This window comes from Phocaeicola coprophilus DSM 18228 = JCM 13818, from assembly GCF_000157915.1.
GTDB lineage: Bacteria > Bacteroidota > Bacteroidia > Bacteroidales > Bacteroidaceae > Phocaeicola > Phocaeicola coprophilus.
The window spans coordinates 1-26,296 of sequence record NZ_EQ973636.1; the positions used below are offsets into that span (position 1 = coordinate 1).

The 26,296-nt window shown below is 44.2% G+C and carries 27 protein-coding genes; 7 read left to right on the top strand and 20 right to left on the bottom strand.

Features of this window, described 5'->3' with window-relative positions; translation table 11 throughout:
• The first annotated feature begins 733 nt into the window (after positions 1 to 733).
• The gene (locus tag BACCOPRO_RS05700; protein ID WP_008141783.1) at positions 734 to 1,393 is read left to right on the top strand and encodes a hypothetical protein; all 660 of its coding nucleotides are present in this window, start codon (positions 734 to 736) and stop codon (positions 1,391 to 1,393) included.
• A 70-nt stretch (positions 1,394 to 1,463) separates the two neighbouring features.
• Here the strand turns inward: BACCOPRO_RS05700 and BACCOPRO_RS05705 are convergent, their stop codons facing one another.
• The 6 genes from BACCOPRO_RS05705 to BACCOPRO_RS05730 form a co-directional block, all read right to left on the bottom strand.
• The gene (locus BACCOPRO_RS05705) at positions 1,464 to 2,561 is read right to left on the bottom strand and encodes a TIGR04133 family radical SAM/SPASM protein (RefSeq protein ID WP_008141785.1); all 1,098 of its coding nucleotides are present in this window, start codon (positions 2,559 to 2,561) and stop codon (positions 1,464 to 1,466) included.
• On the bottom strand, positions 2,558 to 3,001 hold the full coding sequence (locus tag BACCOPRO_RS05710) for a radical SAM-associated putative lipoprotein (RefSeq protein WP_008141786.1): 444 nt from the start codon (positions 2,999 to 3,001) through the stop codon (positions 2,558 to 2,560). Before BACCOPRO_RS05710 ends, BACCOPRO_RS05705 begins: the two co-directional genes overlap by 4 nt.
• Before the next feature lie 215 nt (positions 3,002 to 3,216).
• Entirely contained in the window at positions 3,217 to 6,327 is a 3,111-nt protein-coding gene (gene lacZ, locus BACCOPRO_RS05715; protein ID WP_008141787.1) for a beta-galactosidase, LacZ type, read from the bottom strand.
• A gap of 31 nt (positions 6,328 to 6,358) precedes the next feature.
• Positions 6,359 to 7,327 carry a lytic transglycosylase domain-containing protein gene (locus BACCOPRO_RS05720; protein ID WP_008141789.1) on the bottom strand — a complete coding sequence of 323 codons (969 nt, stop codon included), beginning with the start codon at positions 7,325 to 7,327 and terminating at the stop codon, positions 6,359 to 6,361.
• Between the two features lie 13 nt (positions 7,328 to 7,340).
• A complete protein-coding gene (locus tag BACCOPRO_RS05725; protein WP_008141791.1) occupies positions 7,341 to 7,811 on the bottom strand; it encodes an amidohydrolase family protein in 471 nt (156 codons plus the stop codon).
• Positions 7,808 to 8,038 carry a DUF2007-related protein gene (locus BACCOPRO_RS05730; RefSeq protein ID WP_008141792.1) on the bottom strand — a complete coding sequence of 77 codons (231 nt, stop codon included), beginning with the start codon at positions 8,036 to 8,038 and terminating at the stop codon, positions 7,808 to 7,810. Before BACCOPRO_RS05730 ends, BACCOPRO_RS05725 begins: the two co-directional genes overlap by 4 nt.
• 180 nt (positions 8,039 to 8,218) lie before the next feature.
• On the opposite strand from BACCOPRO_RS05730, the gene BACCOPRO_RS05735 reads away from it, so the two are divergent.
• Positions 8,219 to 9,181, top strand: coding sequence for a Rossmann-fold NAD(P)-binding domain-containing protein (locus tag BACCOPRO_RS05735; RefSeq protein ID WP_022276798.1), 963 nt, complete (start codon positions 8,219 to 8,221; stop codon positions 9,179 to 9,181).
• Positions 9,182 to 9,258: 77 nt separating this feature from the next.
• On the opposite strand, the gene BACCOPRO_RS05740 is transcribed toward BACCOPRO_RS05735, so the two are convergent.
• The 7 genes from BACCOPRO_RS05740 to rpmH form a co-directional block, all read right to left on the bottom strand.
• On the bottom strand, positions 9,259 to 9,657 hold the full coding sequence (locus tag BACCOPRO_RS05740; protein ID WP_008141795.1) for a rhodanese-like domain-containing protein: 399 nt from the start codon (positions 9,655 to 9,657) through the stop codon (positions 9,259 to 9,261).
• Positions 9,658 to 9,681: 24 nt separating this feature from the next.
• Positions 9,682 to 10,338, bottom strand: coding sequence for a NigD1/NigD2 family lipoprotein (locus BACCOPRO_RS05745; RefSeq protein WP_008141796.1), 657 nt, complete (start codon positions 10,336 to 10,338; stop codon positions 9,682 to 9,684).
• Positions 10,335 to 11,489 (bottom strand): 1-acyl-sn-glycerol-3-phosphate acyltransferase, encoded by a 1,155-nt coding sequence (locus BACCOPRO_RS05750; protein ID WP_008141797.1) that lies wholly within the window; start codon positions 11,487 to 11,489, stop codon positions 10,335 to 10,337. Before BACCOPRO_RS05750 ends, BACCOPRO_RS05745 begins: the two co-directional genes overlap by 4 nt.
• 167 nt (positions 11,490 to 11,656) lie before the next feature.
• Positions 11,657 to 12,637, bottom strand: coding sequence for a D-alanine--D-alanine ligase (locus tag BACCOPRO_RS05755; RefSeq protein WP_040311244.1), 981 nt, complete (start codon positions 12,635 to 12,637; stop codon positions 11,657 to 11,659).
• A 2-nt stretch (positions 12,638 to 12,639) separates the two neighbouring features.
• Positions 12,640 to 13,704 carry an RluA family pseudouridine synthase gene (locus BACCOPRO_RS05760; protein WP_008141800.1) on the bottom strand — a complete coding sequence of 355 codons (1,065 nt, stop codon included), beginning with the start codon at positions 13,702 to 13,704 and terminating at the stop codon, positions 12,640 to 12,642.
• 25 nt (positions 13,705 to 13,729) lie between these two features.
• Entirely contained in the window at positions 13,730 to 14,377 is a 648-nt protein-coding gene (locus tag BACCOPRO_RS05765) for a PASTA domain-containing protein (RefSeq protein ID WP_008141801.1), read from the bottom strand.
• A 147-nt stretch (positions 14,378 to 14,524) separates the two neighbouring features.
• Positions 14,525 to 14,686: a 50S ribosomal protein L34 gene (gene rpmH, locus BACCOPRO_RS17445; RefSeq protein ID WP_007564314.1), complete on the bottom strand. Its 162-nt coding sequence runs from the start codon at positions 14,684 to 14,686 to the stop codon at positions 14,525 to 14,527.
• A 190-nt stretch (positions 14,687 to 14,876) separates the two neighbouring features.
• Between rpmH and efp the strand changes: the two genes are divergently transcribed.
• Positions 14,877 to 15,443 (top strand): elongation factor P, encoded by a 567-nt coding sequence (gene efp / locus BACCOPRO_RS05770; RefSeq protein WP_008141802.1) that lies wholly within the window; start codon positions 14,877 to 14,879, stop codon positions 15,441 to 15,443.
• Between the two features lie 81 nt (positions 15,444 to 15,524).
• On the opposite strand, the gene BACCOPRO_RS05775 is transcribed toward efp, so the two are convergent.
• Genes BACCOPRO_RS05775 through BACCOPRO_RS05790 form a run of 4 tightly spaced genes read right to left on the bottom strand, consistent with a single transcriptional unit; the run spans position 15,525 to position 17,862 of the window.
• Positions 15,525 to 16,409, bottom strand: a complete 885-nt coding sequence (locus tag BACCOPRO_RS05775) for a hypothetical protein (protein ID WP_008141803.1) — start codon at positions 16,407 to 16,409, stop codon at positions 15,525 to 15,527.
• Positions 16,410 to 16,434: 25 nt separating this feature from the next.
• Positions 16,435 to 16,884, bottom strand: coding sequence for a DUF6108 family protein (locus tag BACCOPRO_RS05780; RefSeq protein ID WP_220095125.1), 450 nt, complete (start codon positions 16,882 to 16,884; stop codon positions 16,435 to 16,437).
• 13 nt (positions 16,885 to 16,897) lie between these two features.
• Positions 16,898 to 17,359 carry a hypothetical protein gene (locus tag BACCOPRO_RS05785; protein WP_008141806.1) on the bottom strand — a complete coding sequence of 154 codons (462 nt, stop codon included), beginning with the start codon at positions 17,357 to 17,359 and terminating at the stop codon, positions 16,898 to 16,900.
• Entirely contained in the window at positions 17,356 to 17,862 is a 507-nt protein-coding gene (locus BACCOPRO_RS05790; RefSeq protein WP_008141808.1) for a GFO_1088 family ECF-type sigma factor, read from the bottom strand. Before BACCOPRO_RS05790 ends, BACCOPRO_RS05785 begins: the two co-directional genes overlap by 4 nt.
• Before the next feature lie 150 nt (positions 17,863 to 18,012).
• Between BACCOPRO_RS05790 and BACCOPRO_RS05795 the strand changes: the two genes are divergently transcribed.
• The 4 genes from BACCOPRO_RS05795 to BACCOPRO_RS05810 all read left to right on the top strand — a co-directional run bounded on the left by BACCOPRO_RS05795 (position 18,013) and on the right by BACCOPRO_RS05810 (position 20,901).
• Positions 18,013 to 19,002 (top strand): glycosyltransferase family 2 protein, encoded by a 990-nt coding sequence (locus BACCOPRO_RS05795; protein ID WP_008141809.1) that lies wholly within the window; start codon positions 18,013 to 18,015, stop codon positions 19,000 to 19,002.
• Positions 19,002 to 19,694: a RadC family protein gene (gene radC / locus BACCOPRO_RS05800; protein ID WP_008141810.1), complete on the top strand. Its 693-nt coding sequence runs from the start codon at positions 19,002 to 19,004 to the stop codon at positions 19,692 to 19,694. The genes BACCOPRO_RS05795 and radC overlap by 1 nt, the downstream gene beginning before the upstream one ends.
• A gap of 62 nt (positions 19,695 to 19,756) precedes the next feature.
• Positions 19,757 to 20,077 carry a metal-sulfur cluster assembly factor gene (locus BACCOPRO_RS05805; protein WP_008141811.1) on the top strand — a complete coding sequence of 107 codons (321 nt, stop codon included), beginning with the start codon at positions 19,757 to 19,759 and terminating at the stop codon, positions 20,075 to 20,077.
• Between the two features lie 56 nt (positions 20,078 to 20,133).
• A complete protein-coding gene (locus BACCOPRO_RS05810) occupies positions 20,134 to 20,901 on the top strand; it encodes a UDP-2,3-diacylglucosamine diphosphatase (protein ID WP_040311248.1) in 768 nt (255 codons plus the stop codon).
• Positions 20,902 to 21,028: 127 nt separating this feature from the next.
• Here the strand turns inward: BACCOPRO_RS05810 and BACCOPRO_RS05815 are convergent, their stop codons facing one another.
• From BACCOPRO_RS05815 to gyrB, 3 genes are all read right to left on the bottom strand, one after another.
• Entirely contained in the window at positions 21,029 to 21,754 is a 726-nt protein-coding gene (locus tag BACCOPRO_RS05815) for a BT1926 family outer membrane beta-barrel protein (RefSeq protein WP_008141813.1), read from the bottom strand.
• An 83-nt stretch (positions 21,755 to 21,837) separates the two neighbouring features.
• Positions 21,838 to 23,529: a hypothetical protein gene (locus BACCOPRO_RS05820; protein WP_008141814.1), complete on the bottom strand. Its 1,692-nt coding sequence runs from the start codon at positions 23,527 to 23,529 to the stop codon at positions 21,838 to 21,840.
• Between the two features lie 756 nt (positions 23,530 to 24,285).
• Entirely contained in the window at positions 24,286 to 26,256 is a 1,971-nt protein-coding gene (gyrB, locus tag BACCOPRO_RS05825) for a DNA topoisomerase (ATP-hydrolyzing) subunit B (RefSeq protein WP_008141816.1), read from the bottom strand.
• Positions 26,257 to 26,296 lie beyond the last annotated feature (40 nt).

The following is a 26,296-nucleotide window of genomic DNA, read 5'->3' on the forward strand; positions in this document are numbered from 1 at the left end:
TTACGGATCAACGTAAAAATCTGAGGGATTCTCATCGATAACCTCCAGTACCTGTAAGGTGTCATGTCTCAACTGAGATAGTTCCGTAGCCAATACCTTAATTAATATGTTTAGCTTCAACAAAGGTTATCATATTCATAAGTTTTGTACGTTCAGTATTTGCCTTTGTTCCCGAAATCCTCAACACTCCAAGCATTTGATTTTGTTAGAACCGTTAACTTATTTACTTGCCTATCGTACTTTTGGACATTTGTCGAAACCCTTGTAAAAATTACTGTCTTCACCATAATTGTTATACACATCATTTATATCACGACAAATACATAAACGTAATTACCCCGCAAATTAGGATTGATTAAAATTTAAAATATTGATTAATTATTTGATGCTTAAAACAAATTCATTAGGTTTGTGTCAAAGATTGAATATGGAGAAAGTATTAGCTGAAAACGTAAAACGACTATGCAAGGAGTAAAAGAAGCGACTAAAAGACCTTGCTTCTGAAATGGGCGTTGATCCTTGCTTCATTAAATCGTACCATATACGGAAATGCCTAACTTGATGCCATTGAAAAAATGGCCACCGTTTTGGATGTATCTATTAAAAGCCTATTCGAGCCTATTGATAATGCCGAGGTAGAAGGATATATAAAGGTTAAAGGAAAAATTTATCAATTTAATAATAGAGAAGAGTTAAATAAATTACTAACTTAGCAAAAATAATTTTTACAGATATGAAAAGAATGGTTATTATTTCACTTTTGGCTATGTTTACTGTAATGCAAGTGCAAGCTCAACAAATAAAACTTGAATATGAAAATAAAATTGACTCGTTGCCCGAACTTATGCAACAATATTTTGAAATGCAAAAGGTACAACATTCTCGTTTAACAATAAAAGGGGAGTTCAATGGGAAGCGAGCAAAGATAAAAAAAGTGATTTGTGATAAGGGGACTTTTATAGAACGTGAATTACTTGCGGATTATGTTCATTTTATATTTGTTGATAGTATTGAAACTCTAGATTTTATGGCAATCCCTTACGGAAAAGATAGTCTCCGTATTTCTTGTTTCTATCCTTCCAGTTACAATCATGTTATTTTCAATGATACGGTGCGTATAGATGATATGAAAATTTTGCTAGAAACATTTACTTCAGGTGATAGTCCAGATATACCTATCATCGCTTATTCATCTGGCATTCCATTTGAAGGTGGAACTTGGTTTTGCGGATTGCGTGATTCGGGCATTGAGCCACGAAAATGGTATGAAAAATATGGCATAGACGGTTATGTGTTTTATACCATAAGACTTGAAGAAGACATCTCCAATAATAATATGCCTATCTACATAAAAATAGCAAAAGAAGGCGCTTACGCAACACATCAGCAATAATATCTTTTAGATTAGAATAATACAAATAAACGAGGCTATCTTAAAGTCATTTGAGACAGCCTCGTTTTCTTTATAGCTTCTGCTGGGCCCGTTTCAAACGTTCCAGATGACAGAACAGCAGTTCTCCGTTGTTGTCATGCAGATGCATGCCGTTTCCTTCGCAATAACGGAAGAAGGAGCAAGAAGCACAGGCTCCCTTTTTCATCCAGGAGCGATCCCGGAAAGGCTGAAAACGGTTTTCCCATACCTCCATGAAGTCATCTTTGTAAATACTTCCCTGAGAATAGTTGGAACGAATGCTTGGACAGGCTGAGATGGAGCCGTCTGCCAGAACAGAGGCCACGCTGATTCCTGCATTGCAGGTATAAAAGCCGTCGCGTACTTCTGCCTCATAACTTCCCAGGAAGCCTTCGCATCCATAGCTGGCCATGATTTTTCCTTCCTGACGTGTCTGTCTGATAAACTCCATGAGTCCGTTGAAGTCTTTATCTTCTAGCTGGAAGTCCGGATAATGGGCGGCACGTCCCACCGGAAAGATGGTGAATAACCGCCAATGGCGGACACCGGCTTCATAGAGAGAGTCTTTCAGTTGCTCCAGGTAGGAATAGTTCCGGCGGTTGACGCAAGTTACAACATCCCATGTCAATTGTTGTTCACGTGCCAGCATACGGATGGCATGCATTGCCTGCTGATAGCTTTGGGGATGTCCGCGCAGCCAGTTGTGATCATCTGCAAATCCGTCCAGACTGATGGTTATTGAATGGAGTCCGGCTTTCAATAAATGCTGCAGACGGGAATCGGTCAGATAAAGCCCGTTGGTAACCATGCTCCACGGATAGCCACGATGGTATAAGGCCTGTCCGACTTCCTCCAGATCTTTGCGGACCAATGGCTCGCCTCCTGTAAAAATGATGTTTACTTCATGGGGATTGACATGGGGAGTAAGACTGTCAATAACCCGTAGAAAATCAGCCGCAGGCATGTCGGGGATTTCTGCTGTACTTTTGCAGTCGCTGCCACAATGCTTGCAATGGATATTGCATCGCTGTGTGCACTCCCAGAATAGCTGGCGTAACGGGTGTAATTTCTTGTTGTTCTCACGTACCTGGCGAGATACTTCCAAAGCAAGCCGCTTGCGTAAGGAAATTCGTTCTACCGGTGTCTTCATGGTTTCTTTTTATCTTCCTCAAAGTCAACAGTACGGCTGTCACTACCCTGATACCAGCCTTCTCCGCCTTCTGGTTCCATTTTTATCCGGGTGGAATCAGACTGGTAGGTGTTTGACGGATCTTCGCAGACTACCTGGTAGTTTTCACTCATTGCATCTTCGTTCTGATAGATATAATTCCCTTCTTTGTCCGTGTAAACCGTGTCCGTAAAATAGGAGGATAGAGGTCGTAAATCCCGATTCAGGGCTTTTACGATGACACGTGCTCCTGACACTGCATTCTTGTTTTCTTTGTCTGTGACTTTTCCTTTGATCTCATACTTTGCATAGGGGGTTCCGTATTCTACTGAAGATTCACCACAGGACGTATACCCTAACAGAGCCAATATGGAAGACAGAAAAACATTAAAGGCTCTCAGCCATTTTGAACTTTGCTTCATAACATTATATTTTAAGAGGTTTCTATTCTAAAAATGAGTGACTTGTCACTTTACTGCATGAACAGTCCGGTTAAATTCATATAACCTGTTAAAATCATTGTCGGATCTTCCTGACAATATTATTTCTGTGATAAAAAAGAATGTATGAGCCTTGTTGATAAGTGTTGTCTTTTATCAAAAGACCCATACATTCTATAAAGAGCGAATTGACTTTTTTATTCGATTGTCATGCTATGCTGTACCGGCATCATGATGAATGTAAATTCATAGTCTCCATACGGGAGCAGGTATTGTGGCTCGGGAATAGCACCCCAGCTGTTGACACATGCGAGTCCCATTTGTGCTTTATCGATCAGTACATTGGTCAGATCGGCTTCTTTCACTTCATTGGAGTGGCTTTGATTCTTCTGTGCTCCGTCGTCAAGTGAGGCAATTGTATAATGCAGGGCAGAAGCTGAGAACGGTGCCTCGGCAATGAACTGAAGTCCGTCGCCTGCCGCATTCAGTTGTTTCCACCAGCGAATGTCTGTCTTGTTACCGTTTTCCTGCGGACGTACATAAGCGTAGAACTGTTCACTTACGGTCTGATTATAAATGCCCAGATCGGTAGAGTGATTACGGTCACTATAGTTTTCAACAGGGCCACGTCCATAATAGGAAATCTGTTCAAAAGATTTCGGCATGACAAGCTGCATACCAAAGCGGAACATATTGGAAACTTTTGCTGCTTTGTCTGCAGTCATTTTCTGGGTAACTTTAATAGCTCCCTGGTTGTTGATGGTGTAGGTGAGAGCAAGTTTGGCTGAAACTTCTTTCATTTCGTAGTTGGCAGAAACGACAACCTTTCCGTCAACAGTTTCATGTTTCATTGACAGTAACTTGATACCCGGATTCTTCCATGCTGCATATCGTCTCTGAAGTCCGGCACCAAAGTCGTTGTCTGTCGGGGCACGCCAGAAATTAGGAGTCAAAGCTTCACCTTCTTTGATCATGTCAAGTCCGTTGACTGTATAGGCGCTTAAATAACCATTGGCTTTGTCAAACTGGATGTTGAAATTTTCTCCGGTAATAACCAGTCGGTTACGGTTCTTGTCGTCTGCTTGAGGAACAATAACAGGTTGATTACTTTCGGTAATATTCTCGAATTTCATTTCAGGTGCCTTGTAGCCGTTGATCACCAGCTGATCTTTAGCGACCACATGTCCTGCCGGGATCATTCCTTCACGATTTTTCTGGATATATCTGACATTTAACAGCCATTCTGCACAGGTGCAGGTCTTTCCCAGATCCAGTTTCAGTTTCGCTGTCTGCTGAGGAGCTACGTTCAGGTTCTCGATGAGGCCGCTGCGAACGATCTTTCCATTCTTGAGCAAATCCCATTCCATGGTGTAGGCAGACAGATCGCGGAAGAAGTTTTCATTATAAACATTGATCTCTCCGTTTTTCAAATCGCTGCCTGTTGTCCAGATGTTCTGATAGAAATAGCCCACTTCATGCATGTGCGGGTTCGGCTGACGATCTGGATTAACCAGTCCGTTGCAGCAGAAATTGTTGTCGCTGGCATCAAAATTATTGAAATCGCCTCCGTATGCATAAATCATCTTGTTGTCTTTACCATTCCAGCGGATACCCTGATCTACGAAGTCCCAGATGAATCCTCCCTGATATTTCGGGTATTTGCGGATGATGTCCCAGTATTCCTTGAAACCACCCTGTGAATTACCCATGGCGTGTGCATATTCACACTGGATCAATGGTTTTTGTTTGGAGTCATCTTCGCAGTAGTTTATACAGCCTTGATAATCATAGTACATCGGACAGAAGATATCGGTCTTTCCACTGTAACCAGCCTGTTCAAACTGAACGGCGCGACTGGGATCTTCTGCTTTAATCCAATCGTAAGCAGCTTCGAAGTTCGGACCATATCCGGCTTCGTTGCCTAATGACCAGAAAATGATACTCGGGTGATTGAAGTTGCGCTGTACGTTACGCTGGTTGCGTTCCATGTGCGCTTTCTTGAATGAAGGATTTTTTGCCAGAGTTTCTTCTCCGTATCCCATTCCGTGAGATTCAACATTGGCTTCTGCTACGACATAAATACCATATTTGTCACATAATTCATACCAGAAACTGTCATCCGGATAGTGGCAGGTACGGACTGCATTCAGGTTGAACTGTTTCATCAGCTGGATATCCTGGATCATGCGTTCGCGTGATACAACATATCCTCCGTCGGGATCCATTTCATGACGGTCAGCTCCTTTGAAGAGAACGGGTTGTCCGTTCACCAGAATCTGTGCATTTTTCAGTTCTATCTTGCGGAAACCTACTTTGACAGGAACCACTTCGGTGGTTTTGTTTCCTTCTTTCAGTGTAGCCCGCAGCGTATACAGATACGGGGTTTCAGCTGTCCATTTCTTCGGGTTTTCCAGATTCAGAGTTGTGCTGACCTTTCCGGAACCTTTAACTTCAGTAGAAGCAACTACCTGATTGCGTGCATCCAACAGTTCAAGAGCTACGTTAGCACTTCCTTTCAGGTTAAGGTTGATGTCCAGTGAACCATTCTTGTATTCCTGATCCAGGTCTGGAGTAACACGGATATCATCAATTCGTTTTTTGTTGCGGGCATACAGATAACAGTCGCGGGCAACGCCGGTATAGCGGAAGAAATCCTGATCTTCCAGATAGGTTCCATCACACCAGCGGAATACCTGGAAAGCGATCAGATTCTTCTGTCCTGCTTTCAGATACGGGGTCAGGTTAAATTCTGCTTCCAGTTTGCTGTCTTCACTGTAACCGATAAAACGTCCATTAACCCATAGATACATGTTGGAAGAAACAGCTCCGAAGTGAGCGTAGATTTCTTTTCCGTTCCAGTCTGCCGGAATCGTAATTTCCCGGCGATAGGATCCGACATGATTACCTTCAGTGGGCACGTAAGGCGGGTTGTTCTTGAACTGATTTCTCCAGGGATATCCGACATTGACATAGATAGGGTCTCCGTAGCCGTTCAATTCCCATACGGCAGGAACCTGCATGTTGTCCCAACCTTTGTCATTGAAGCTTGTTTTCCAGAAATCGGTAGGACGTGCATCTGCATCTTTGACCCAGAAAAATTTCCAGGTACCATTGAGGCTCATGTAATTGGCAGATTTTTCTTTAACGGCCTTGGTAGCAGCGTCTGTGTTTTCGTAAGCGAAAAAGTTGGCATGCATCGGTGCTCTGTTGATCGCATTGATTTCGGCATCCTGCCATTCTTTGAAGGTCTGAGCCTGACCGGTAAATATGCAGGAGCCTAGGATGCCTAATAAAAGTTGTTTTTTCATGTGTATAGGTATTATAGTTTAAAAGATAAATCTATTCTGTTACCCAGTTTCGATTATAGGGGATTGTTACTTTAGGGTTATAATGCATTTTTTCCTTATCCGGAATGGCCAGAATGTATTTCTTTTTTCCGTGATTCGGAAGTGAAGAACTTCTTAGCCAGGGGTTCATGTTGCGTAACAGCGCATAATTAATGCCCTGTCCCTTTGCAAAGCGGGCCAAGTCATCGATACTTTCTTCGACTGTAATGTTCCGATAAGGAATAATCGGATAAAGGTCGCTGGATTTTAACCGGAATCCGAATTGTTTGGGATTGGTCAGCATCATTTTAGCTGCCAGAATGCGATATACATAGCGGGCTGTTTCTTCTACAAGCTGTAAGTCGAGTGCATTGTCCGCATATTGGCTGTCCATTTGTTTGGAGATACGTCCTTGTCCCGCATTATAGGAAGCTGCAACACTTTCCCAGTTGCCGAAGCGTGCATATGCCTGTTTGAGGTATTTGCAGGCAGCCTGTGTAGACTTTTCAACATGATAGCGTTCATCTACATGATTATTTACCTCCAGATTAAACTCACGGGCTGTTCCCGGCATGAACTGCCAGAGCCCGGCCGCTCCGGCATGTGAGCGAGCCTGAGGGTTGAGGTTGCTTTCAATAACCATGAGATATTTGAAATCATCGGGTATACCGTTCTTTTTCAGAATAGGCTCTACAATAGGAAAGTACCGGTTAGCACGTTTGATGATCTGCAGCGAAGTGCTGTGCATGTAGGTAAATGCCATCAGTTCCCGATCCATTCGTTCGCGCCGGTCATAGCGGGTCAGGTCAATTTTTGTTCCGCAGAATTCGATGCTGTCAGGAACTGGAATACAACTGTATTCCATGATCTCTTCCTTTTCTTCTTTCTTGTTATGGAATATATCAGAACTGAGCAAGAAAGGAGTGAGAGCAATCAAAAGTGCCGTAATCCATGGTGCATATAATTGATAAGTCTTTTTCATAGGTATAGATCTGTTATTCTTCCAGTTTGAAACTGTTCAGTATGTCTTCCGGTTTTTTGTCATTTTTCTCACGGTAAGTAATGGATACATAGAAACCGCAGCTTTCATCTTTTGCAAGCAAATAGCTGTAAAGGCACTGTTCCGTGTCACAAATCCCTTGAAGGCGTACTCCGTAAAATTGTGGAAGTTCAAACTCTGTTACGGAGGACTGCTCTGTTATTTCATCGTCAGTTGCGATATTCTTGAGCTCTGAGGCCAGTTCGCTTCGTTTCAGTCCTTCTCCTTCCAGTAATTGAACTGTAATATAATAGGTAGGGGTACTGACAATGTACCCCTCTTCTGAATCATCTTCTATCGTGATGTCACTTGGTGCTTTAAACGATACACCGAATGAAGACCATGTTGTGGTTTTTAAATCCTGTGCTTCCAGCGGAGACACAGTCAGGCAAAGTGCAGCAAAGGCTGCGGAAATTTTATTCTTCATGCTTTTCTTTCTGCTACAACTTTTTTGGCATAAACTTCTTCCTCCTTATTAACCATAACTAAGACACCTCCTTCGGTATTGCTATAAGGAGAGGCGATAGCAGACAATGTTTCATCCTTTATCATGGCTTCTACACCGGCTGAGGTCAGCAAGCCTTTAACTAATTCAGCTTCCCAGAGGCTGCCTCTGAAAACTTCTACTAATGATCCGTACGTCTTGGCTCCCATAATCTTAAGTTTTTAAGGGTTAATAAAACAGGATTTATAATCTCTCTATTCTTTATCCAAAGATAAGAAAGTTTTGTCAAATATTGTCAGATATCTTGTTTTTTAATGATATTTTTGCGTAAATCATACTTAAAATTGTACATTTGCTGCATAGAATTATTTTTTAAGTCTGTTGAGAATATGAGAACTTATACCAATGTATTTGATTTGGGAGATCTGAAAACAGCCCTCTCGGAAGCATTTGAAATCAAGAAAGATCGTTATAAATACGAATCACTTGGCAAGCATAAGACTTGTTTGCTGATTTTCTTCAACAACAGTTTGCGTACTCGTCTTAGCACACAAAAGGCTGCCCGTAATCTGGGAATGGATGTCATTGTACTTGATGTTAACCAGGGAGCCTGGAAACTGGAAACAGAACGTGGTGTTGTGATGGATGGTGACAAGAGTGAACATCTGCTGGAAGCTATTCCGGTGATGGCTTCCTATTGTGATATTATCGGAGTTCGTTCGTTTGCCCGTTTCGAGAACCGGGAAGATGATTATACGGAAAAAATTCTGAATCAGTTTATTCAGTATTCCGGGAAACCTGTATTCTCCATGGAAGCTGCTACCGGACATCCCTTGCAGGCTTTTGCTGATTTGATAACTATTGAGGAGTATAAACGGAAGGAACGTCCGAAAGTTGTTCTGACATGGGCTCCTCATCCCCGTGCTTTGCCGCAGGCTGTACCGAATTCTTTTGCTGATTTTATGAATGAAGCAGACGTGGACTTTGTCATAACTCATCCTCACGGATATGAACTTGATCCGAAGTTTGTGCGTGGTGCGAAAGTGGAATATGATCAGTTGAAAGCTTTTGAAGGAGCAGATTTCATCTATGCGAAGAACTGGGCTTGTCCGGGAGTTACCAATCCGGATGACTATGGAAAAATCCTGAGTAAAGATATGAGCTGGACTGTTGATACGGCTCACATGGCACTGACCAATAATGCCTTCTTTATGCATTGTCTGCCGGTTCGCCGGAACATGATTGTGACAGACGATGTAATTGAATCGCCTACATCACTGGTTATTCCTGAAGCTGCCAACCGTGAGATATCAGCAACTGTCGTTCTGAAACGAATGTTGGAGGCTTTATAATAGAAAGCGGGGATTTACTTTTTCTTCAGACCTTTTGGATAAAAAAGTAAATCCCCGTTCTTGAAACAGCTTATCTGTTATTTTTCAATTTCTTTTCCGTTTTCTTTCCAGCTTTCAAATCCTTTGTCCAGATTATAGACCTTGAAGCCTTTCTGGCTCAGCAGGCGGGCAGCATTTCGGCTTCTTCTTCCGCTTTTGCAATAGACAGCAACAGGTTCATTCTTGTCCAGAAGCTCATCAGCATAAGCCGCAAACTGTTCATCCAGTACATTGATGTTAATACTTCCCGGAATATGACCTTCGCTGTATTCTGCTACGGTACGCACATCTACCCGTTGTACATTTTCATCCTGGATGAGACGTTCAAATTCATCAGGGGATAGATTGGGAAAATCATTTTTTGAACTGCTTCCGCATGCAATCAGTCCCCATAGGGCAATGCATACGAAAAACATGAAATAGAGACTTTTTATCATATCGTTTATTTGTATTGATTTCTATTAATAGGCAAAACTACGGCTAGTCATTCCTTCCTGATAGGTATTCAGTGTAAGGGTGATACTGTCTCCTTCCTGTAATTTCCCTTTATAAGTGCTTAGAGGAATGGAAAGATATGTTTTGCGGGTGAAAGCTTCTTCATCTCCATTGCGGTCATGGTGGAGGATGAGACTCAGCGTCTGATGTCCGTCGGAGTGGCGGGTGAGTTCTGTTTCTACTGCCATATAAATATGTTTGCCTTCTTTGACTAAGGGCAGGAGAATCAGATTCAGATAATTCCCGGATCTCCAGATGCTTTGAATGTCGAGTGGATCCGTACTTATTTCTCCGGGTGAAAAATTATTTTTGTCAACCGGAGAAATAGATAAGATTTGCTGGACAGAATATACCTTTACCATTGGATATGTCTGTGAAGCTTCTTCTTCCAAGTGTTCGTAAATTGTAATTGTACGATAAGTACTGTCGGCACAAAGCCCGTCCAGTCCGGAGCGTTCCTGAATATCAAGCGTATCACCCTGGTCCGTAATAAGCCAGGTAAGTTTTCCTTCTCCGTTAGTCCTGGCATCTATGAATTCAGTCACAACGCTGGGGTATACATATTCTTCCTGGCAAGAGACCAGAACGACTGTACAAAGAAGCAGAATCAGCAGATATCTCATTCTTCCAGAGCTTTCTGATGATTGATGACCGGATTGGCATACATGGTCAGCATGCATTTCCGCAGGAATTGTTCGTCTTTGTCGGGAAGCGAAATCATATCCAGTTTTTTCTGGAGATAAGTATTGAATCGGGCTACGTCTTCCGTTGTATATCGGGAAGCAAAGTGCTGGTTTCCTTCCAACAGATCACATGCAATGTAATTTCCCGGATATAAGCGGTAGTTGAGATGGATGTAGTGATCGATCAGACTGGCTGTCCGTGCAAACACTTCTGTTTTGGGAAGTCCGCGGAAAGCTTCCAACTCTTCGTTGATACAGGGAGCTGTCTGGAAATGTACATGTCCTTTGTAGCCGAAGATACCGGTCTGCATGTTTTGCAAATCGTCCTCCTGGCTTTTCTTGAATCCTTCGATATCCCGTTTCTGCTGCATTTCCATAGCCTTCAGATAGTCGCATGGGTCATATTCGTATGACAGGGAAGTCGGAACGATGTTGAGTTCCTTCAGACGGTCAACATAATCACCTTCTCCTCCCATTGCCAGCATTTTCAGTACGCTCTCCTGTGTCCGGTCATTAGAATCCTTAGCCCGTCCTTCCCGTTGGGCTATCCAGATATTTTCTTTCTTTTGAGTCAGGGCAAAGTGGATGTAGCGGGACATGCGCATGGAAGATTCCAGAATCTGCTTGCGGTTGATTGTACGCTGTACGATGAATGCCTTGTTGACGCGTACCAGTTTCTTTATCCAGGGGAAAATCAACAGATTGTCACCGATTGCGATTTCTACCGTGTTCGGAAATCCGTTGTCCAGCAGACCGACGGAAAGGAATCCTGGGTCGAGTACGATGTCTCTGTGATTAGAAACGAAAGTATAGTTTCTTGTTTTATCATTCAGAGATGAGGTGTCCATGTCGAATCCGTCACTATGCTGATCCATGATGTCATGAAGCAGCTTGTGGAAAAAAGTTTTCTGTACTTCCAGATTGGTTTTGCACTGGCGAAGTTTTGCACAGAGGATTTCAACAGGCACATCAGGAATTATGCGAGTCATAATGTCCTGGAAAGTAGGATCAGCTATCAATTCCTCGAAAATCTGAGGAAGTTCTTCAGGCAAATAGGGCCGTATTTCGTCAAACTCGGCAGGAATGTTCATCTCAACTTACAATTAATAGTTTAATGTAAGGCAAAGTTAATAAATATTCTGACAAATAAAATGCGCACAGGATATTTTTCATACAAAGAAAGTGTGTGAAACGGGCAGGTTTGATGGTATGCTGTTTCCCGTTTTCACACACTTTCCTAAAGTTCTGTATCCGGTTTTTATTGACGGAAATGATCTTCAATAATGTCTGTCATGACGTCCTTAATATCCAGTCCGGCAGCGCGTACCTGCTGTGGGATAAAGCTGGTAGCTGTCATACCTGGCGTGGTGTTAATCTCGAGCATATTGATCTTGTCGCCTTCCGTAATAATGTAATCTACGCGTACAATTCCTTTGCAATCCAGAATATCATAGATGGCAGAAGTCAGTTGCTGTACCCGCTGAGTCAGTTCCGGGCTGAGGCGTGCCGGTGTGATTTCAGTTACCTCACCTTTGTATTTGGCATTAAAGTCAAAGAATTCATTTTTGCTTACGACTTCAGTGATCGGAAATACTACTGATTTGTCGTGGGTCTTGTAGCAACCGTTAGCCAATTCAATTCCGTCCATAAAGGCTTCAATCATCACATCGTCTGATTCCTTGAACGCTGCTTCCAGGGCAGGCTGAATCTGTTCTTTGGTCTTTACTTTGGTAACTCCGAAACTGGAACCGCTGGCATTCGGCTTGATGAAGCAGGGAAGTCCGATGGTTTCTATGACCTGTTCGTCGGTGATACCGTTCTTTTTCTTCACCAGTAAGGATTCGGCTACGCGGATACCAAACCCTTTCAGGTATTGGTTAAGCAGGAATTTACTGAAGGTCAAGGCTGATACTAGTACGTCACAGGTGGAATAGGGCATGCCTATCAGTTCAAAGTAACCTTGCAGGATTCCGTTCTCTCCCGGAGTTCCATGAATGGTGATATAAGCGAAGTCCGGCTTGATTCTTTTCCCGTTTTCTTCGAAACTGAAATCATTCTTGTCGATTGCGGCGCGTGTTCCGTCCGGCAAGATTGCTTCCCAGCTTTTGTGTGTGAGCTCTACAATGTAGAGGTTGTATTTTTGTTGATCGATGAAGGAATAGATACCTTCTGCACTTTTCATGGAAACTCCGTGTTCGGAAGAGTCTCCTCCTGCTACAATAGCAATTGTACGTTTCATAATTATTCTCTGTTGCTGATATAGGTTCTCCATCGCTCCAGCAGACGGGTCATGTCTTCAGGCAGTTCTGAAGTAAAGAACATCTCTTCTTTCGTACGGGGATGCACGAAGCCTAACGTCTTGGCATGAAGAGCCTGTCGGGGGCAAATATCGAAGCAGTTATTAACGAATTGTTTGTATTTACTGAAATGAGTTCCTTTTAAAATTTCATGGCCTCCATACCGTTCGTCATTGAAAAGTACATGTCCGATGTGTTTCATGTGCACACGGATTTGATGCGTACGTCCGGTTTCGAGTACACATTTTACCAGTGTGACATATCCCAGCCGTTCCAATACCTGATAATGAGTAACGGCATGTTTTCCCTGAGTCGGGTCAGATATTACTGCCATTTGCATGCGGTCCCGCGGATTCCGGCCGATGTTTCCGGTGATGGTACCTTCGTCCTCTTCCACGATTCCCCAGACAAGGGCATTATATTCGCGCTTGGTTGTTTTATTGTAGAACTGTAATCCCAGGTTTGTTTTCGCATCAGGTGTCTTGGCTATAACCAGCAGCCCGGAAGTATCTTTATCGATACGGTGTACCAGTCCCACTTGCGGATCGTTGGGATTATATGTTGGAACGTCACGCAGATGCCATGCAATTGCATTGACCAGTGTTCCGTGGTAATTGCCGCATCCCGGATGAACCACCAGTCCGGCCGGTTTGTTAATAACCATCAGATCCTCGTCTTCATACACAACATCCAGCGGAATATCTTCCGGAATGATGTCGTTCTCGTAGCGAGGTCTGTCCATCATGACGGTCAGTACGTCCTGCGGCTTGACTTTGTAGCTGCTTTTGACAGGCTTTCCGTTAGCCATAACGAATCCGGCATCGGCTGCTGTCTGTATACGGTTGCGTGAAGCATTGACAATACGTTCAAAAAGATATTTATCTATTCGTACGGGACTTTGTCCTTTGTCGACCACCACCCGGAAATGCTCATAAAGTTCGGGTGTTCCGCTGACCGGTTCCAAATCATCCAGCGTTTCGTCCAGTTCATCTATATAGTCTTCTGCCATTCGTTACAGTTTGTTTTATAGGTTATTAAAACCACGAATCATCTACTTGCGGTTGGTCTTCTTCTGTATTCATTTCCGTCTGAATGGAGAATGAATCTACAGCCAGTGAATCCTGAAGCTTCTTATTTCCGACACATAAGGTAAGCAAGGCTTCATGAGGAACTTTGTCTCCTGTCTGAAGTGCCCGTCCCCGGTACTTGATTCCGTATACCCAGTCCTGCTCACCAGCAATGTATTCCGGTTCTGTCAGTCTGAAGCCGATGGATTTCAGCTTGGCAGCAGCCTGGCGAAGCGAACTGTTGTCGATCAGGTCCGGCAGTTTGACCAATGGAACATCGCTGGTTGTAACGGTCAGATAGACAGCCCGTCCTTCCTTTACCCGCGAACCGCCCACGGGAGTCTGTTCCAGTACCATGCCGGCCGGCATACCTTTGACATAGCTGGAGTCAACGATAATTGCTTTCAGTTGCTGGGCATTCAGTGATTTCTCTGCTTCCAGCATGCTCTTGTTCTTCACGTTGGGAACAACGTAAGATTCACCGTGATGGGTATAAATATCCAGTCCGTATAATGTGCCCCAGCACACTGCAATGATAACCACGATCATGGCTATCAGATTAATCCAGAAGAAACGGTTCTTTTGGAATGAAAAGAAATCTTTCAGTGTAACCATATAATACTTTTAAAATAAATCAGGCGCGGATTACGTTTGATTACGCGGACAACTAAGAATCCGTGTAATCCGCGTAATCCGCGCCTGTAAAGAAGAAACATCGTCCGGAGACGAGACCTTCTTAAATTCTATTTCCAACGCACACGGTTATGCTTTAACTCCGTTGTATTCGTCAGATACAGTTAATTTCTTGCGGCCTTTAGCGCGACGTGCAGCCAATACTCGGCGACCGTTTGCGGTAGCCATTCTTTCACGGAAACCGTGTTTGTTTCTTCTCTTTCTGTTAGAGGGTTGGAATGTTCTTTTCATTTTCGTATATACTATTTATGTTATTATTCTATGCGTTCGGGCTGCAAAATTAGTGACTTTTTTTTAATATACAAAGGGCTAAGTCATTTTTAGACAAAACTTTTTGTGTTTTTTCGTGATTTAGATTAATTTTGCAGCCGAATTCAGTTATAGAATAATTTATAATCACATTAATAAAAGAATACTAGTTATGATTAACGCTCAAGACATTAAAATCGGAACTGCGATCCGTATGGACGGTAAGCTGTATTTCTGTATTGATTTCCTGCATGTAAAACCGGGTAAGGGTAACACTTTCATGCGTACTAAACTGAAAGATGTTGTAGACGGTTACGTGTTGGAACGTCGTTTCAATATCGGTGAAAAGCTGGAAGATGTACGTGTAGAACGTCGTCCTTATCAGTTCCTTTATAAAGAAGGTGAAGACTATATCTTCATGAATCAGGAAACTTACGAACAGGTTCCTATCGCTCACGACCTGATTGAAGGTGTAGACTTCCTGAAAGAAGAAATGGTGATCGATGTTGTATCTGACGCTTCTACAGAAACTATCTTGTTTGCTGAGTTGCCGGTGAAAGTTCAGCTGAAGGTTACTTACACTGAACCGGGTCTGAAGGGCGATACAGCTACCAATGCAACAAAACCTGCAACTGTTGAAACTGGTGCTACTGTACGTGTGCCTTTGTTCATCAACCAGGATGAAATCATCGAAGTTGACACTCGTGACGGTTCTTATGTTGGTCGCGTAAAAGCATAATTGATTTATCCTTATAAGACGGCAGCCATCCTTCTTCGGAAGAATGGCTGCTGTTGTTTTTATACTGTTGGTGTAATCGCATCAGAACAGAACAATACCTGCGGATAAGGCTGAGAACTTAGGTCCATAGGCCGCATCCAAAATCTGGCACGGACTGTATTTCACGTAGATACCGACAATCTTGCATTGGAAAGAAGCCTGAAGATCAACCGTGACGGGAGTCTGGTGGATATTGTTGTCGGTTATTTTATAGGATTCCCCGTCCAGCTTGTAGCGGGTTTTCAGGCTGGCATGCGTATTGAAGTTGATAATGGCTCCCAGATCAAATCCCAGTCCGTTTTTGAATTTGTGACTGATCATCATCGGAACCGACCAGCTGAAAATCTTGATGCGTGAGAACTGGATATCTGCTCCTTCCGGATAACTTCCCAGCACCAGATTACTGCCTTCCTTAATGAAACGTTGTTTGCCGGTCATTCGGTAATTTCGCCAGCTTCCTGCTATTCCGATAGAGAAATAAGTGTTTGTCCGCCAGGGATAGTAAGCCCAGCCTAAAGTTGGAGTCGTAATTTCCCAGGAAGAAGCCATATTGACATCCATGCCGGCCGGAGTATTGAGGGCGGTTGATAATCCCAGTTTGAGATCTTTCAGAATTACAGCATTACGTTTGCGCTTGCCTTGTGCAGTCTGTTTGCGGAAAGGTATGTTGAAGTCCCAGTTACCATTCCGTTCTTTGGTTACGGAGGACTCAGATCCGGAAAGGTTGACTTCGCGTACATAATGAAAATCCGGATTTCCATTTTCTCCTTCTATTTCAACTGTCAGTTGTTTGTCTGATTGTCGCAATGTTACCCGGTCTGGGTTTTCTATGCTGACTGTATGAGTTACTTCCAGTGAATCTCTTGTTTGGGCATACATATCTGCCATAAAGAGTAAACTTGTTGCCAGTAAGATTATTTTTTTCATATGCTATCTGTGTTAATTGTTATTCTTATTGAAATAATTGTTTGAGTTCTTCCAGGGTGACTTGCCCCTCCATGTAGACGACTGTAGCCTCCGGCAGCTTTTCTCTTTCGGGCTTTACGGAAGTGTTGCGGTAGAAGAGGTATCTGAAAGTTCCTTCTTCTTCCGAAAAACAGTAGAAGCCATAGTACAGACGGTTCCCGATTGTACCTACTTCCTTGTCCACGGCACTTTTTGCATCCTGACAGACCAGCGTTTCCATTTCCCGGAAAACGGCCGGAGCATTGGTCACCGTAAGGCTTCTGAACAGGCTCAGGTGATATTTCTTCAACTCCTTTCCTTTGATAAGCACTTCTACGGCTCTGTGATCTTTTTTAAAACGTCCGTCGAACAAGGTATTCACCTGCAGTCCCTTCTGGGCCATTAGAGGCAGAGCCAGCAGTGAAAGTATTCCTATTCCTATCCATCGTTGTATCATAAGCATTGTATTATCAGTTGACAGACAAAGTATCCTTTTCTTCCAGCGTCTGGAAAATATCGGTAAGTTGTTTCTCCAGACTGTTTGCTTCTTCCGGATTGTGACGTACCTTCCCGACAGATTTCATTGCTTCGTTCAGTACGGTTTCTGTATCGGTAATGCGTTCGCCATTGATGTAGGCAACGCAGACATCCTTTGTTCCGGCCAGTTGCCAGACCGTAGCCGTCAGCAAGATGCCTGTTACAGCTGCTGCAGCGGCATAGCGGAATGTGTGAACTTGTCGTTTACGATGTGTTGCGCGTCCCATTGCCATAAAGCCCATAACGGCACGGAGCTCTTCGAAATCTTTGCTCTGTGATAGGGGAGTAGCCAGGAAACAAGCCAGCTCCTTTTCCTCTTCGGGAGTTGTTTCGGCTTCGAAGTAGCGCTCTGCCAGGTCTTTCCACTGTTGATATGTACGTTCGTTTCGTTTCATCGTTCCATTTGTTTTAAGTAACATGCTCTGATTTCTTTTCTGGCTCTCGACATTTGCATGCGGACAGCCGGGGGCTGCATGCCCAATATTTCCGCAATTTCTTCATAATCTTTATTTTCATACTCTTTCATGTGCAGGATTTGTCTCTGGAGCGGGGTCAGGTGAAGTTCAATGATTCTTTCGATGATCCGGAAACGCTCCTCCCTTTCCTGGGCTTCCGATTCCGGATCGCCCACCGCATTGTCTCTGTTTTCGTCCAGTTCCACAGTCTGCAGGTGACTTTTGCGGCGCAGGATATCAATGCACAGATTCTTGACCGTTACCACCGTCAGCGCTTCCGCCTCTTCACGCGAACTGATCCGGTCTGCCTGTTTCCACAGGCGGAAGAAAGCTTCCTGCAGGGCATCGTCAGCGTCTTCCTGGCTGGGAAGAAAGCGCATGGCAAGCCTGAGAAAACCCTTCCTCAGTTCGGTGAAAGTGGATGTCAGTGTTTCTTTGCTCATGTTTTGTTATGGCCGTTCTTGTTTGTTTTCATAAAGCTAAACGTAAAGTTACGGTTTTTGTAACAGAAAAAAAGGAGAAAAAATGAATTGTGGCATGATTCGATGGAATAAGAAAAGTGTATATTTGTACGGTTAACAGAAACAGCACTTATGAAATATTCTCTGATTATTCCTGTATATAATCGTCCTGATGAAGTGGACGAACTGTTGCAGAGTCTGACGGAACAGCGTTTCAAGGACTTTGAAGTGATCGTAGTGGAAGACGGTTCTGCCGTTCCTTGCAAGGATGTGGTGGAGAAGTATACCGCCTGTCTGGATATACATTATTATAATAAGCCCAATTCCGGTCCCGGGCAGACCCGCAACTACGGAGTGGAACGTAGTCAGGGTACTTACGTGCTGATTCTGGATTCAGACTGTGTCTTGCCGCCCGGTTATCTGGAAGCTATTGAAGCAGAGCTGGGCCGTGAACCGGCAGATGCCTTCGGAGGACCCGACCGGGCACATGATTCTTTTACAGACGTACAGAAAGCCATCAACTATGCCATGACTTCATTTTTTACGACCGGAGGCATCCGTGGCGGTAAGAAGAAAATGGATAAGTTCTATCCCCGCAGTTTTAACATGGGAGTGCGGACGGAAGTTTATCGGGCATTAGGCGGATTTTCCCACATGCGTTTCGGCGAAGATATTGATTTCAGTATCCGGATTTTCAAGGGAGGCTATCGCTGCCGCCTGTTTCCTGAAGCCTGGGTATGGCACAAACGGCGTACCGATCTGAAGAAATTCTTCAAGCAGGTGCATAACTCCGGCATCGCACGTATCAATCTTTATAAGAAATATCCCGAGTCACTGAAGCTGGTTCATCTGCTTCCGGCTGCCTTTACCGTCGGTGTCGTGCTGGTTCTGCTTGCAGCACTGGTGTGCCCCTGGAGCCTGTTGCTGCTGGCCTTGTTTGCCCTGATTATCTGCGTGGACTCTTCTTTGCAAAATAAAAGTCTGAAAATAGGTATGCTTTCCGTGGTTGCAGCGTTCATACAGTTAACAGGATATGGAAGCGGATTCCTGCGGGCCTGGTGGAAACGTTGTGTGCTGGGCAAGGATTCTTTCTCCGCTTTCGAGAAAAACTTTTACCAATAATGAGTAATGAAAAGCTCAACATCAATCAATGGGCGAAAGAAGACCGTCCGCGTGAAAAAATGATGCTTCATGGCCCGGGAGCCTTGAGCAATGCCGAACTGCTTGCCATTCTGATCGGTTCGGGCAATACGGAAGATTCGGCTGTGGAACTGATGCGTAAGGTTCTTGATGACTGCAGGAACAGCCTGAGCGAACTCGGCAAGCGCAGCGTGGACGATCTTTGTGCCTATAAAGGAATCGGGCCGGCCAAGGCCATTACTATTCTTGCCGCTTCGGAACTGGGCAAACGCCGTAAAGACGAAGGTCCGTCAGAACGTCTCCGGGTGCGCTGTTCACAAGACATTTTCCTTTATTTTCATCCCCTGATGTGCGATCTTCCTGTCGAAGAATGCTGGGTGATGCTGCTCAATCAGGCCTCCCGTCTGATAGATGCCCTGCGTATCAGTCAGGGCGGACTGGCTTCCACGCAGGTAGATGTCCGCTGCATTTTGAGGGAAGCCCTTCTGAAACGGGCCACGGCACTGGTGCTTTGTCACAATCATCCTTCGGGAAACACCCGTCCCAGCACGGACGATGACCGTCTGACCCAGGCGCTCAGTCAGGCAGCCAAAGTGATGAATATCCGGATGCTCGATCATCTGATCGTTTCCGACGGCGGTTATTACAGCTATGCTGACGAAGGCAGGCTCTGAATGTTGTGTATGGAAAATAAAATTGTTATTTTTGTGCTCTCGTAATATAAAAGCTTGATTATATGGACAACGAAGCAAAACTGAAGATAGAGGAACGGATTATCGATATGCTGAAAACCGTGTACGACCCGGAAATTCCGGTCAACGTATATGACCTGGGACTGATTTACAAGATAGACCTGCAGGATGACGGTGAACTGACGATCGATATGACTCTGACGGCTCCCAACTGTCCGGCAGCAGAGTTTATCATGGAAGACGTGCGTCAGAAAGTAGAATCCGTAGACGGAGTGAAAGCTGCGCAAGTCAATCTGGTGTTCGAACCGGAATGGGACAAGGATATGATGACCGAAGAAGCAAAACTGGAACTGGGCTTCCTGTAAGATGGGGCCTGTTGCAGCAAGCTATCAATAAAAAAGAGACGACTATGGAACAAGCGATGAAGAATGTTTATTTTCTCTCGGATGCCCATCTGGGCTCACGGGCAATTCCGCACGGACGTACCCAGGAGCGGAGACTGGTGAATTTTCTGGATAGCATTAAAGACCGCGCATCGGCTGTTTACCTGCTTGGTGATATGTTCGATTTCTGGTATGAATTCAGGCTGGTCGTCCCCAAAGGTTATACACGATTCCTGGGAAAATTGTCTGAACTGACAGACAAAGGAGTGGAAGTACACTTTTTTATTGGCAACCACGACATCTGGTGTGGTGATTATCTGGAAAAGGAATGTGGCGTGACGATCCATCGCGAACCGCTCACCTGCGAGATTTACGGCAAGGAATTTTATCTGGCCCATGGTGACGGACTGGGAGATCATGACCGCAAATTCAAGTTCCTGCGTGCCATGTTCCACAGCAAACTGCTGCAGCGGATGTTTTCTGCACTTCATCCGCGCTGGAGCATCGACTTCGGACTGGAGTGGGCAAAGCACAGCCGCATGAAGCGTGAGAACGGCCGCGAGCCGGACTACATGGGTGAGGACAAGGAACCTCTGGTGCTTTATACCAAAGAATACCTGAAGAATCATCCGGATATCAACTATTTCATCTACGGCCATCGTCACATCATGCTCGATCTGATGCTGACGCGGAATACGCGTCTCACCATTCTGGGCGACTGGATCAATGACTTCTCGTATGCCGTTTTTGACGGAGAAAACTTTTTCCTGGAGCAATACATCGAAGGAGAGACAACACTCGGATAAATGATTGGGGGAGAAAGACTGTTTTCTTCCTGACGGGATAAAAAGAGCCCGGCCTCGCTGTCGCAGCGAAGCCGGGCCTTTCTACTTATTAAAACTTGAATTTAACTTGAATTTATTTATGTGCTTCTTAAAACTTGAAGCCAATCTTGATGGTCGGAGCGGCTAAGATTCCAAAATTATGATTCTTTGCCTGTAAATTGCTTAATCCTGCCTGAGGCTTAATCAATGTACTGTTATAAGTGTAAGCGAACGGATCAACCTGTGCACCTACAAACAGTCCGTCAGTGATGTAATATTCTACACCGCCGGTCAATGCACCGCGGATGTTGAAAGCTTCACCAATTGATTTGCCCATGCTATACTCATCATCCGTGTAAGAAGAGTTACGCCCGTAAGCATAACCAATTCTTGCACCAGCATAGAGATATAAACCATCGACTTTCGTTTTGAAGTAACGATCTACACCTGTGTATACATTAAATTGTACAAAAGTTTCATCGTCTACAGCTTGATATTCGGGAACATCACCATATTCATAACCACTTCCCGGAAGTCCTACGCAACCCGGGCGTTTGCTGATGTTCATTCCGCCTCCTAAAACCAGTTTCCATTCATCCAGGAAAAACCAACCACCTTCGATACCCACAGACAAATTCTTGTCATTCCAATTAGTTGAGGCGGCTTCGAGTTTATAAGAAGAAGATCTGCCAGCAGCTTCTCCCATTACGCTATTGTTATAGCTCAATGTAGCAGCAACTGTGAAATCATTCTTCTGAGGTCCTTTTTCCTGTGCGTTGGCAGCAAGTCCAATCATTGGGAGAGCGGCTAATATTAAAAGTTTCTTAATTTTCATATTCTTATTTTTTTATGTTAGTTCGGGGAAAACATTCCCCGAACTTTTAAACTTTAATCTATTAGCGTTGCTAGCATAAGCTATTATTCTGCAGAACCACTGTTAAGAGAGGCTTCCAATTGAGATTTGTATTGTTCAGCCATCTTCTGCAGCAACTCTTTCTTAGATTCCCAATACTCAATCTTCTTTTCTGCATTTTCAATTAGATCTGCATAAGCTGCTTCTCTTTCAGTAGCTGATGCTCCTCCAGCATTAACATTGTAAATCAATGCTTCTGCTATTGCCAGAGTTTCTTTTTCCAGAGCAATCTGAGTATCACAATCTGCAATTAATGTTTCAGGATCCATTGTGTCTGCGATAAGATTGTTTATGCTTTCAACATTAGCTTCTGCTATAGCAAGTTCCTGCATTGCATCCCAATAAGCATCCTTGGCAGCATCTACAGCCTTTCCTTCCTTGGCCAAAATAGCAGCAACACGGTCTGTATAAGCTTTGTACTTGGTAGCATCGTTAAAGACAGCAACAGCTTCATTGAATTTAGTTTGTGTAGCTTCTGCTTTTTCAGCTTCCTTTTGGTAATATAATAAAGTATTATTTCCCTGCTTGTTCACTTCTTTTTCCAGGTCAGTATCAACTGCTTCCTGTGCATCCTTTACAGAATTTAAAAGACTGGAGTGGTCTCCCTTGGGGTCTGCTTTAACCGCATCATTGTATGTTTTCTGAGCAGCTTCAAGTGCTTCTACCAATTGCTGATGTCTACCCCATGCTGTATTTTTGTCAGATTTATCTCCTTCAGTTCCCAAATCATCAGTAGCACCCTTTACCATGCTTTCTACCTTACGAGTAACTTGAGATAAAGTACTTGCCAGAATTTCAAACTGATTAATTGATGTTGTGCTTTCTTCAGAAACCTTCACTTCTTTTGTAGTAGCAATATTTGTATTCCAATTCGTAATGTCACCGCTATTGCCCAAATCATTTAATGTGTAGGCTGCTAAAGCTACCTCATTGGTCGGTTCCAAAGTTTCATAATCCGTACTACTTGATGGCTTAGTTTCAGATATCTTAGTTACGGTTTCGTTATTAATTGTTTGTTGATAAACATAGCGACGAATAATATCTGCCTTTGCATTTGTGAAGGCATTATTTGCTTCTGTCTTGGAATTATCAGCTAAGGATAAAGCCTTATCTTTTTCTGTTTTGGCAGCTTCTGCTTCTGCTTCTTTAGCTTTCAGTTCTTCAATATCAGTGGCAGCAAGTGCTTCATAATTATTCTTCAAAGCTTCCTGATAAGCGATGTTTCGGTTAGCTTTAATGATCTCTTCCTGTGCATAGGCAGCAGCTGATGAAGAGTCTGCTTTCAGTTCAATCAGATCAAGGCTTTGTTCAGCAATTTCACCAGCAAGGTCATTTACTTGGTCAATAGCATTCTTGTAATCATTATACAACTTAGATTGATATTGATTCAGTCCGGTTGCCATTTGCTGCTCTGCCATGGCTTTCAATTGTTGATAATTGGCAAGTTGCTGTTCATATTGTGCCTTAAGCATAGCTAATTCTGCCTCACTTGTAGCTTCTTTCATCTGAGCTGTAATAGCATCAATTTTAGCTTGTGATTCTTCTTGATCTGCCAGAGCTTGTAATTGTCTGAGTCTGGCATCACGCATAGCAGTTACTGATGCTGATTCAGTGTCATCAACACAAGAAGTCAAAGTAGTGGAACCGAGTGCAAGTACGGCCATTAAGGCATACACTGCAATAAATTTCTTTCTCATAATAATTAAATAAGTTAGTATTATTAATAATAATGTTTGTTTGAATTTCTCTTGCAAATGTGCTACGGTTTGCCTATCTTAGACAGGCATTAATCCAAGTGTTCAAGTTTCATGTCCGGGTCTTCGTTTCTCCTTTCATTATTTTAAGGTTTATAAATTGGTTTTTCGTTTTACCTGTTGCAAACGTACGCAATTGTGTGTTTAGACGCTTGTCAAAGCGTATAAATGCACGTACAAATAGACAAATCGGGCTGTTTTTCGGGAAAAAATGCCGGATGGGCGGTGTTTTCTGGCTCTAAAGAAGCTGAATTGTTGCAAAAAGATTGAAATGAAAAAATTGTAAAATTCGGGATATTTAGGGTTTATCCTAATCAATTTCTCGATGAATTTGACCGGGAGAGAAGATGCCGAAACGTTTTATATCAAATCCCGAAGTCTTTTTTTAAAACGCCGAAACATTTTTTAAAAAGCCCGCGGGCTATTTTCGCTCTGGTGAAGGTATCTGCAGGATGCCCTGACAACGTGCGGTCATTGCCCAGGAATCGTGCGGTCGTTGAGGCCAGATTATGCGGTCGTTGGGGGCGAATCGTGCGGTCGATTCAGCCGCATTATACGGTCGATTCCGGGAGGTCGTTTCTGGAGGGGGATGGTGAGGGTAAAAATAAAAATCCCCGGAGATGTGGATCCCCGGGGATATCCTCAACTGTAAGATGCGAGGATGGATTTTAAAAATTAAAATTATGAAAAGAAAACACCTTATGCATCAATATTGGCATAAGTTGCATTTTTCTCGATGAATTCGCGGCGCGGAGCTACATCGTCGCCCATCAGCATGGAGAAGATGTAGTCGGCTTCAGCGGCGTTTTCAATGTGTACCTGCTTCAGCATGCGGGTTTCCGGATTCATGGTGGTTTCCCACAGCTGCTCCGGATTCATTTCACCCAAACCTTTGTATCGCTGGGTGTGGATACCATTTTCGGAGCCGTCGCCGTACTTCTGCATGAAGGCCTGGCGTTCTTCATCGGTATAACAGTATTCGCTGATTTTGCCTTTTGAACATTTGTAGAGCGGGGGAGTGGCAATGTAGAGGTGTCCTCCCTGAATGACTTCGGGCATATAGCGATAGAACAGGGTCATGATCAAGGTATCGATGTGAGATCCATCGACGTCGGCATCGGTCATGATGATGATCTTATAGTAGCGCAGCTTATCGATATTGGCTTTCTTGCTGTCTTCATCTCCGTCTACTCCGAAACGGATGCCCAGTGCCTGGATGATGTTGTTCACCTCGTCACTCTCGAAAGCTTTGTGCCACATTGCTTTTTCTACATTCAGGATTTTACCGCGCAGGGGCAGGATGGCCTGGAACTGACGGCTGCGTCCTTGTTTGGCTGATCCGCCTGCAGAGTCTCCCTCGACAAGGAAGAGTTCGCATTCTTCCGGATTGCGGCTTGAGCAGTCTGCCAGTTTTCCGGGAAGTCCGCCTCCGCCCATCGGGCTCTTGCGCTGTACGGATTCGCGGGCCTTGCGTGCCGCGATACGTGCTGTTGCGGCAAGTACTACCTTGTCAACAATAACCTTCGCTTCTTTCGGATGTTCTTCCAGATAGTAAGTCAGGGCTTCGCCTACGGCCTGGTTTACGGCTCCGCTTACTTCGTTGTTACCCAACTTGGTTTTAGTCTGACCTTCAAACTGCGGCTCAGCTACTTTTACGGAGATAACGGCGATCAGACCTTCACGGAAGTCTTCACCCGAAATTTCCACTTTCGCTTTTTCCAGAGCCTTGCTTTCTTCGGCGTATTTCTTCAGTACGCGGGTCAGTGCCGTACGGAATCCGGCTTCGTGTGTACCGCCTTCAATGGTGTTGATGTTGTTGACATACGAGTGAAGGTTTTCGCGGAATCCGGTGTTATACATAATGGCGCATTCGATAGGAATGCCCTGTTTCTCGGTGTTCAGATAGATGACATCGTCAATAAGCGGTGTGTTGGTAGAGTTCAGGAAGCGTACGAATTCTTTCACTCCTTCTTCTGAGTGGAATACTTCTTGCTTGAAGCTGCCGTCTTCTTCCTTCACGCGCTTGTCGGTCAGGGTGATGGTGATACCTTTGTTCAGGTATGCCAGTTCACGCATGCGGGCCTGCAGGATGCTGTATTTATATTCGGTTACGGTGAAGATGTTGCCGTCGGGCCAGAAAGTCTGGCGTGTACCGGTCATGCCGGGAGCGCAGGTTCCGACTTCCTTTACCGGATAAAGCGGCTTTCCGCATTCATATTCCTGCTGGTAGACTTTACCTCCGCGGAAGACATTGGTCGTCATGTGAGTGGACAGGGCGTTCACACAGGAAACACCGACTCCGTGCAGACCGCCGGACACCTTGTAGGAACCTTTGTCGAACTTTCCTCCGGCATGGAGTACGGTCATTACGACTTCCAGGGCGGACTTCTTTTCTTTCTCGTGAAAGTCCACGGGGATTCCTCGACCGTTGTCCTGTACTGTGATGGAGTTGTCTTCGTTGATTGTTACTTCTATATGTGTGCAATATCCGGCGAGTGCTTCATCGATGGAGTTGTCCACGACTTCATAAACCAGGTGGTGCAAGCCTTTTTCGCTGATATCGCCGATGTACATGGCGGGACGCTTACGTACGGCTTCCAGGCCTTCGAGTACCTGGATGTTGCTGGCCGAGTAGTTGCTGCCGCTGTTAGGTGTCAGTTCTTCACTCATTTTTCTATTAACTCTTCTAGTTGTTATAAAGTGCTCAAAG

Excerpts from the sequence above, each read along its gene's own strand:
- BACCOPRO_RS05700 (WP_008141783.1), top strand. The coding sequence starts at position 734 with ATGAAAAGAATGGTTATTATTTCACTTTTGGCTATGTTTACTGTAATG.
- BACCOPRO_RS05705 (WP_008141785.1), bottom strand. The coding sequence starts at position 2,561 with ATGAAGACACCGGTAGAACGAATTTCCTTACGCAAGCGGCTTGCTTTG.
- BACCOPRO_RS05710 (WP_008141786.1), bottom strand. The coding sequence starts at position 3,001 with ATGAAGCAAAGTTCAAAATGGCTGAGAGCCTTTAATGTTTTTCTGTCT.
- lacZ (WP_008141787.1), bottom strand. The coding sequence starts at position 6,327 with ATGAAAAAACAACTTTTATTAGGCATCCTAGGCTCCTGCATATTTACC.
- BACCOPRO_RS05720 (WP_008141789.1), bottom strand. The coding sequence starts at position 7,327 with ATGAAAAAGACTTATCAATTATATGCACCATGGATTACGGCACTTTTG.
- BACCOPRO_RS05725 (WP_008141791.1), bottom strand. The coding sequence starts at position 7,811 with ATGAAGAATAAAATTTCCGCAGCCTTTGCTGCACTTTGCCTGACTGTG.
- BACCOPRO_RS05730 (WP_008141792.1), bottom strand. The coding sequence starts at position 8,038 with ATGGGAGCCAAGACGTACGGATCATTAGTAGAAGTTTTCAGAGGCAGC.
- BACCOPRO_RS05735 (WP_022276798.1), top strand. The coding sequence starts at position 8,219 with ATGAGAACTTATACCAATGTATTTGATTTGGGAGATCTGAAAACAGCC.
- BACCOPRO_RS05740 (WP_008141795.1), bottom strand. The coding sequence starts at position 9,657 with ATGATAAAAAGTCTCTATTTCATGTTTTTCGTATGCATTGCCCTATGG.
- BACCOPRO_RS05745 (WP_008141796.1), bottom strand. The coding sequence starts at position 10,338 with ATGAGATATCTGCTGATTCTGCTTCTTTGTACAGTCGTTCTGGTCTCT.
- BACCOPRO_RS05750 (WP_008141797.1), bottom strand. The coding sequence starts at position 11,489 with ATGAACATTCCTGCCGAGTTTGACGAAATACGGCCCTATTTGCCTGAA.
- BACCOPRO_RS05755 (WP_040311244.1), bottom strand. The coding sequence starts at position 12,637 with ATGAAACGTACAATTGCTATTGTAGCAGGAGGAGACTCTTCCGAACAC.
- BACCOPRO_RS05760 (WP_008141800.1), bottom strand. The coding sequence starts at position 13,704 with ATGGCAGAAGACTATATAGATGAACTGGACGAAACGCTGGATGATTTG.
- BACCOPRO_RS05765 (WP_008141801.1), bottom strand. The coding sequence starts at position 14,377 with ATGGTTACACTGAAAGATTTCTTTTCATTCCAAAAGAACCGTTTCTTC.
- rpmH (WP_007564314.1), bottom strand. The coding sequence starts at position 14,686 with ATGAAAAGAACATTCCAACCCTCTAACAGAAAGAGAAGAAACAAACAC.
- efp (WP_008141802.1), top strand. The coding sequence starts at position 14,877 with ATGATTAACGCTCAAGACATTAAAATCGGAACTGCGATCCGTATGGAC.
- BACCOPRO_RS05775 (WP_008141803.1), bottom strand. The coding sequence starts at position 16,409 with ATGAAAAAAATAATCTTACTGGCAACAAGTTTACTCTTTATGGCAGAT.
- BACCOPRO_RS05780 (WP_220095125.1), bottom strand. The coding sequence starts at position 16,884 with ATGATACAACGATGGATAGGAATAGGAATACTTTCACTGCTGGCTCTG.
- BACCOPRO_RS05785 (WP_008141806.1), bottom strand. The coding sequence starts at position 17,359 with ATGAAACGAAACGAACGTACATATCAACAGTGGAAAGACCTGGCAGAG.
- BACCOPRO_RS05790 (WP_008141808.1), bottom strand. The coding sequence starts at position 17,862 with ATGAGCAAAGAAACACTGACATCCACTTTCACCGAACTGAGGAAGGGT.
- BACCOPRO_RS05795 (WP_008141809.1), top strand. The coding sequence starts at position 18,013 with ATGAAATATTCTCTGATTATTCCTGTATATAATCGTCCTGATGAAGTG.
- radC (WP_008141810.1), top strand. The coding sequence starts at position 19,002 with ATGAGTAATGAAAAGCTCAACATCAATCAATGGGCGAAAGAAGACCGT.
- BACCOPRO_RS05805 (WP_008141811.1), top strand. The coding sequence starts at position 19,757 with ATGGACAACGAAGCAAAACTGAAGATAGAGGAACGGATTATCGATATG.
- BACCOPRO_RS05810 (WP_040311248.1), top strand. The coding sequence starts at position 20,134 with ATGAAGAATGTTTATTTTCTCTCGGATGCCCATCTGGGCTCACGGGCA.
- BACCOPRO_RS05815 (WP_008141813.1), bottom strand. The coding sequence starts at position 21,754 with ATGAAAATTAAGAAACTTTTAATATTAGCCGCTCTCCCAATGATTGGA.
- BACCOPRO_RS05820 (WP_008141814.1), bottom strand. The coding sequence starts at position 23,529 with ATGAGAAAGAAATTTATTGCAGTGTATGCCTTAATGGCCGTACTTGCA.
- gyrB (WP_008141816.1), bottom strand. The coding sequence starts at position 26,256 with ATGAGTGAAGAACTGACACCTAACAGCGGCAGCAACTACTCGGCCAGC.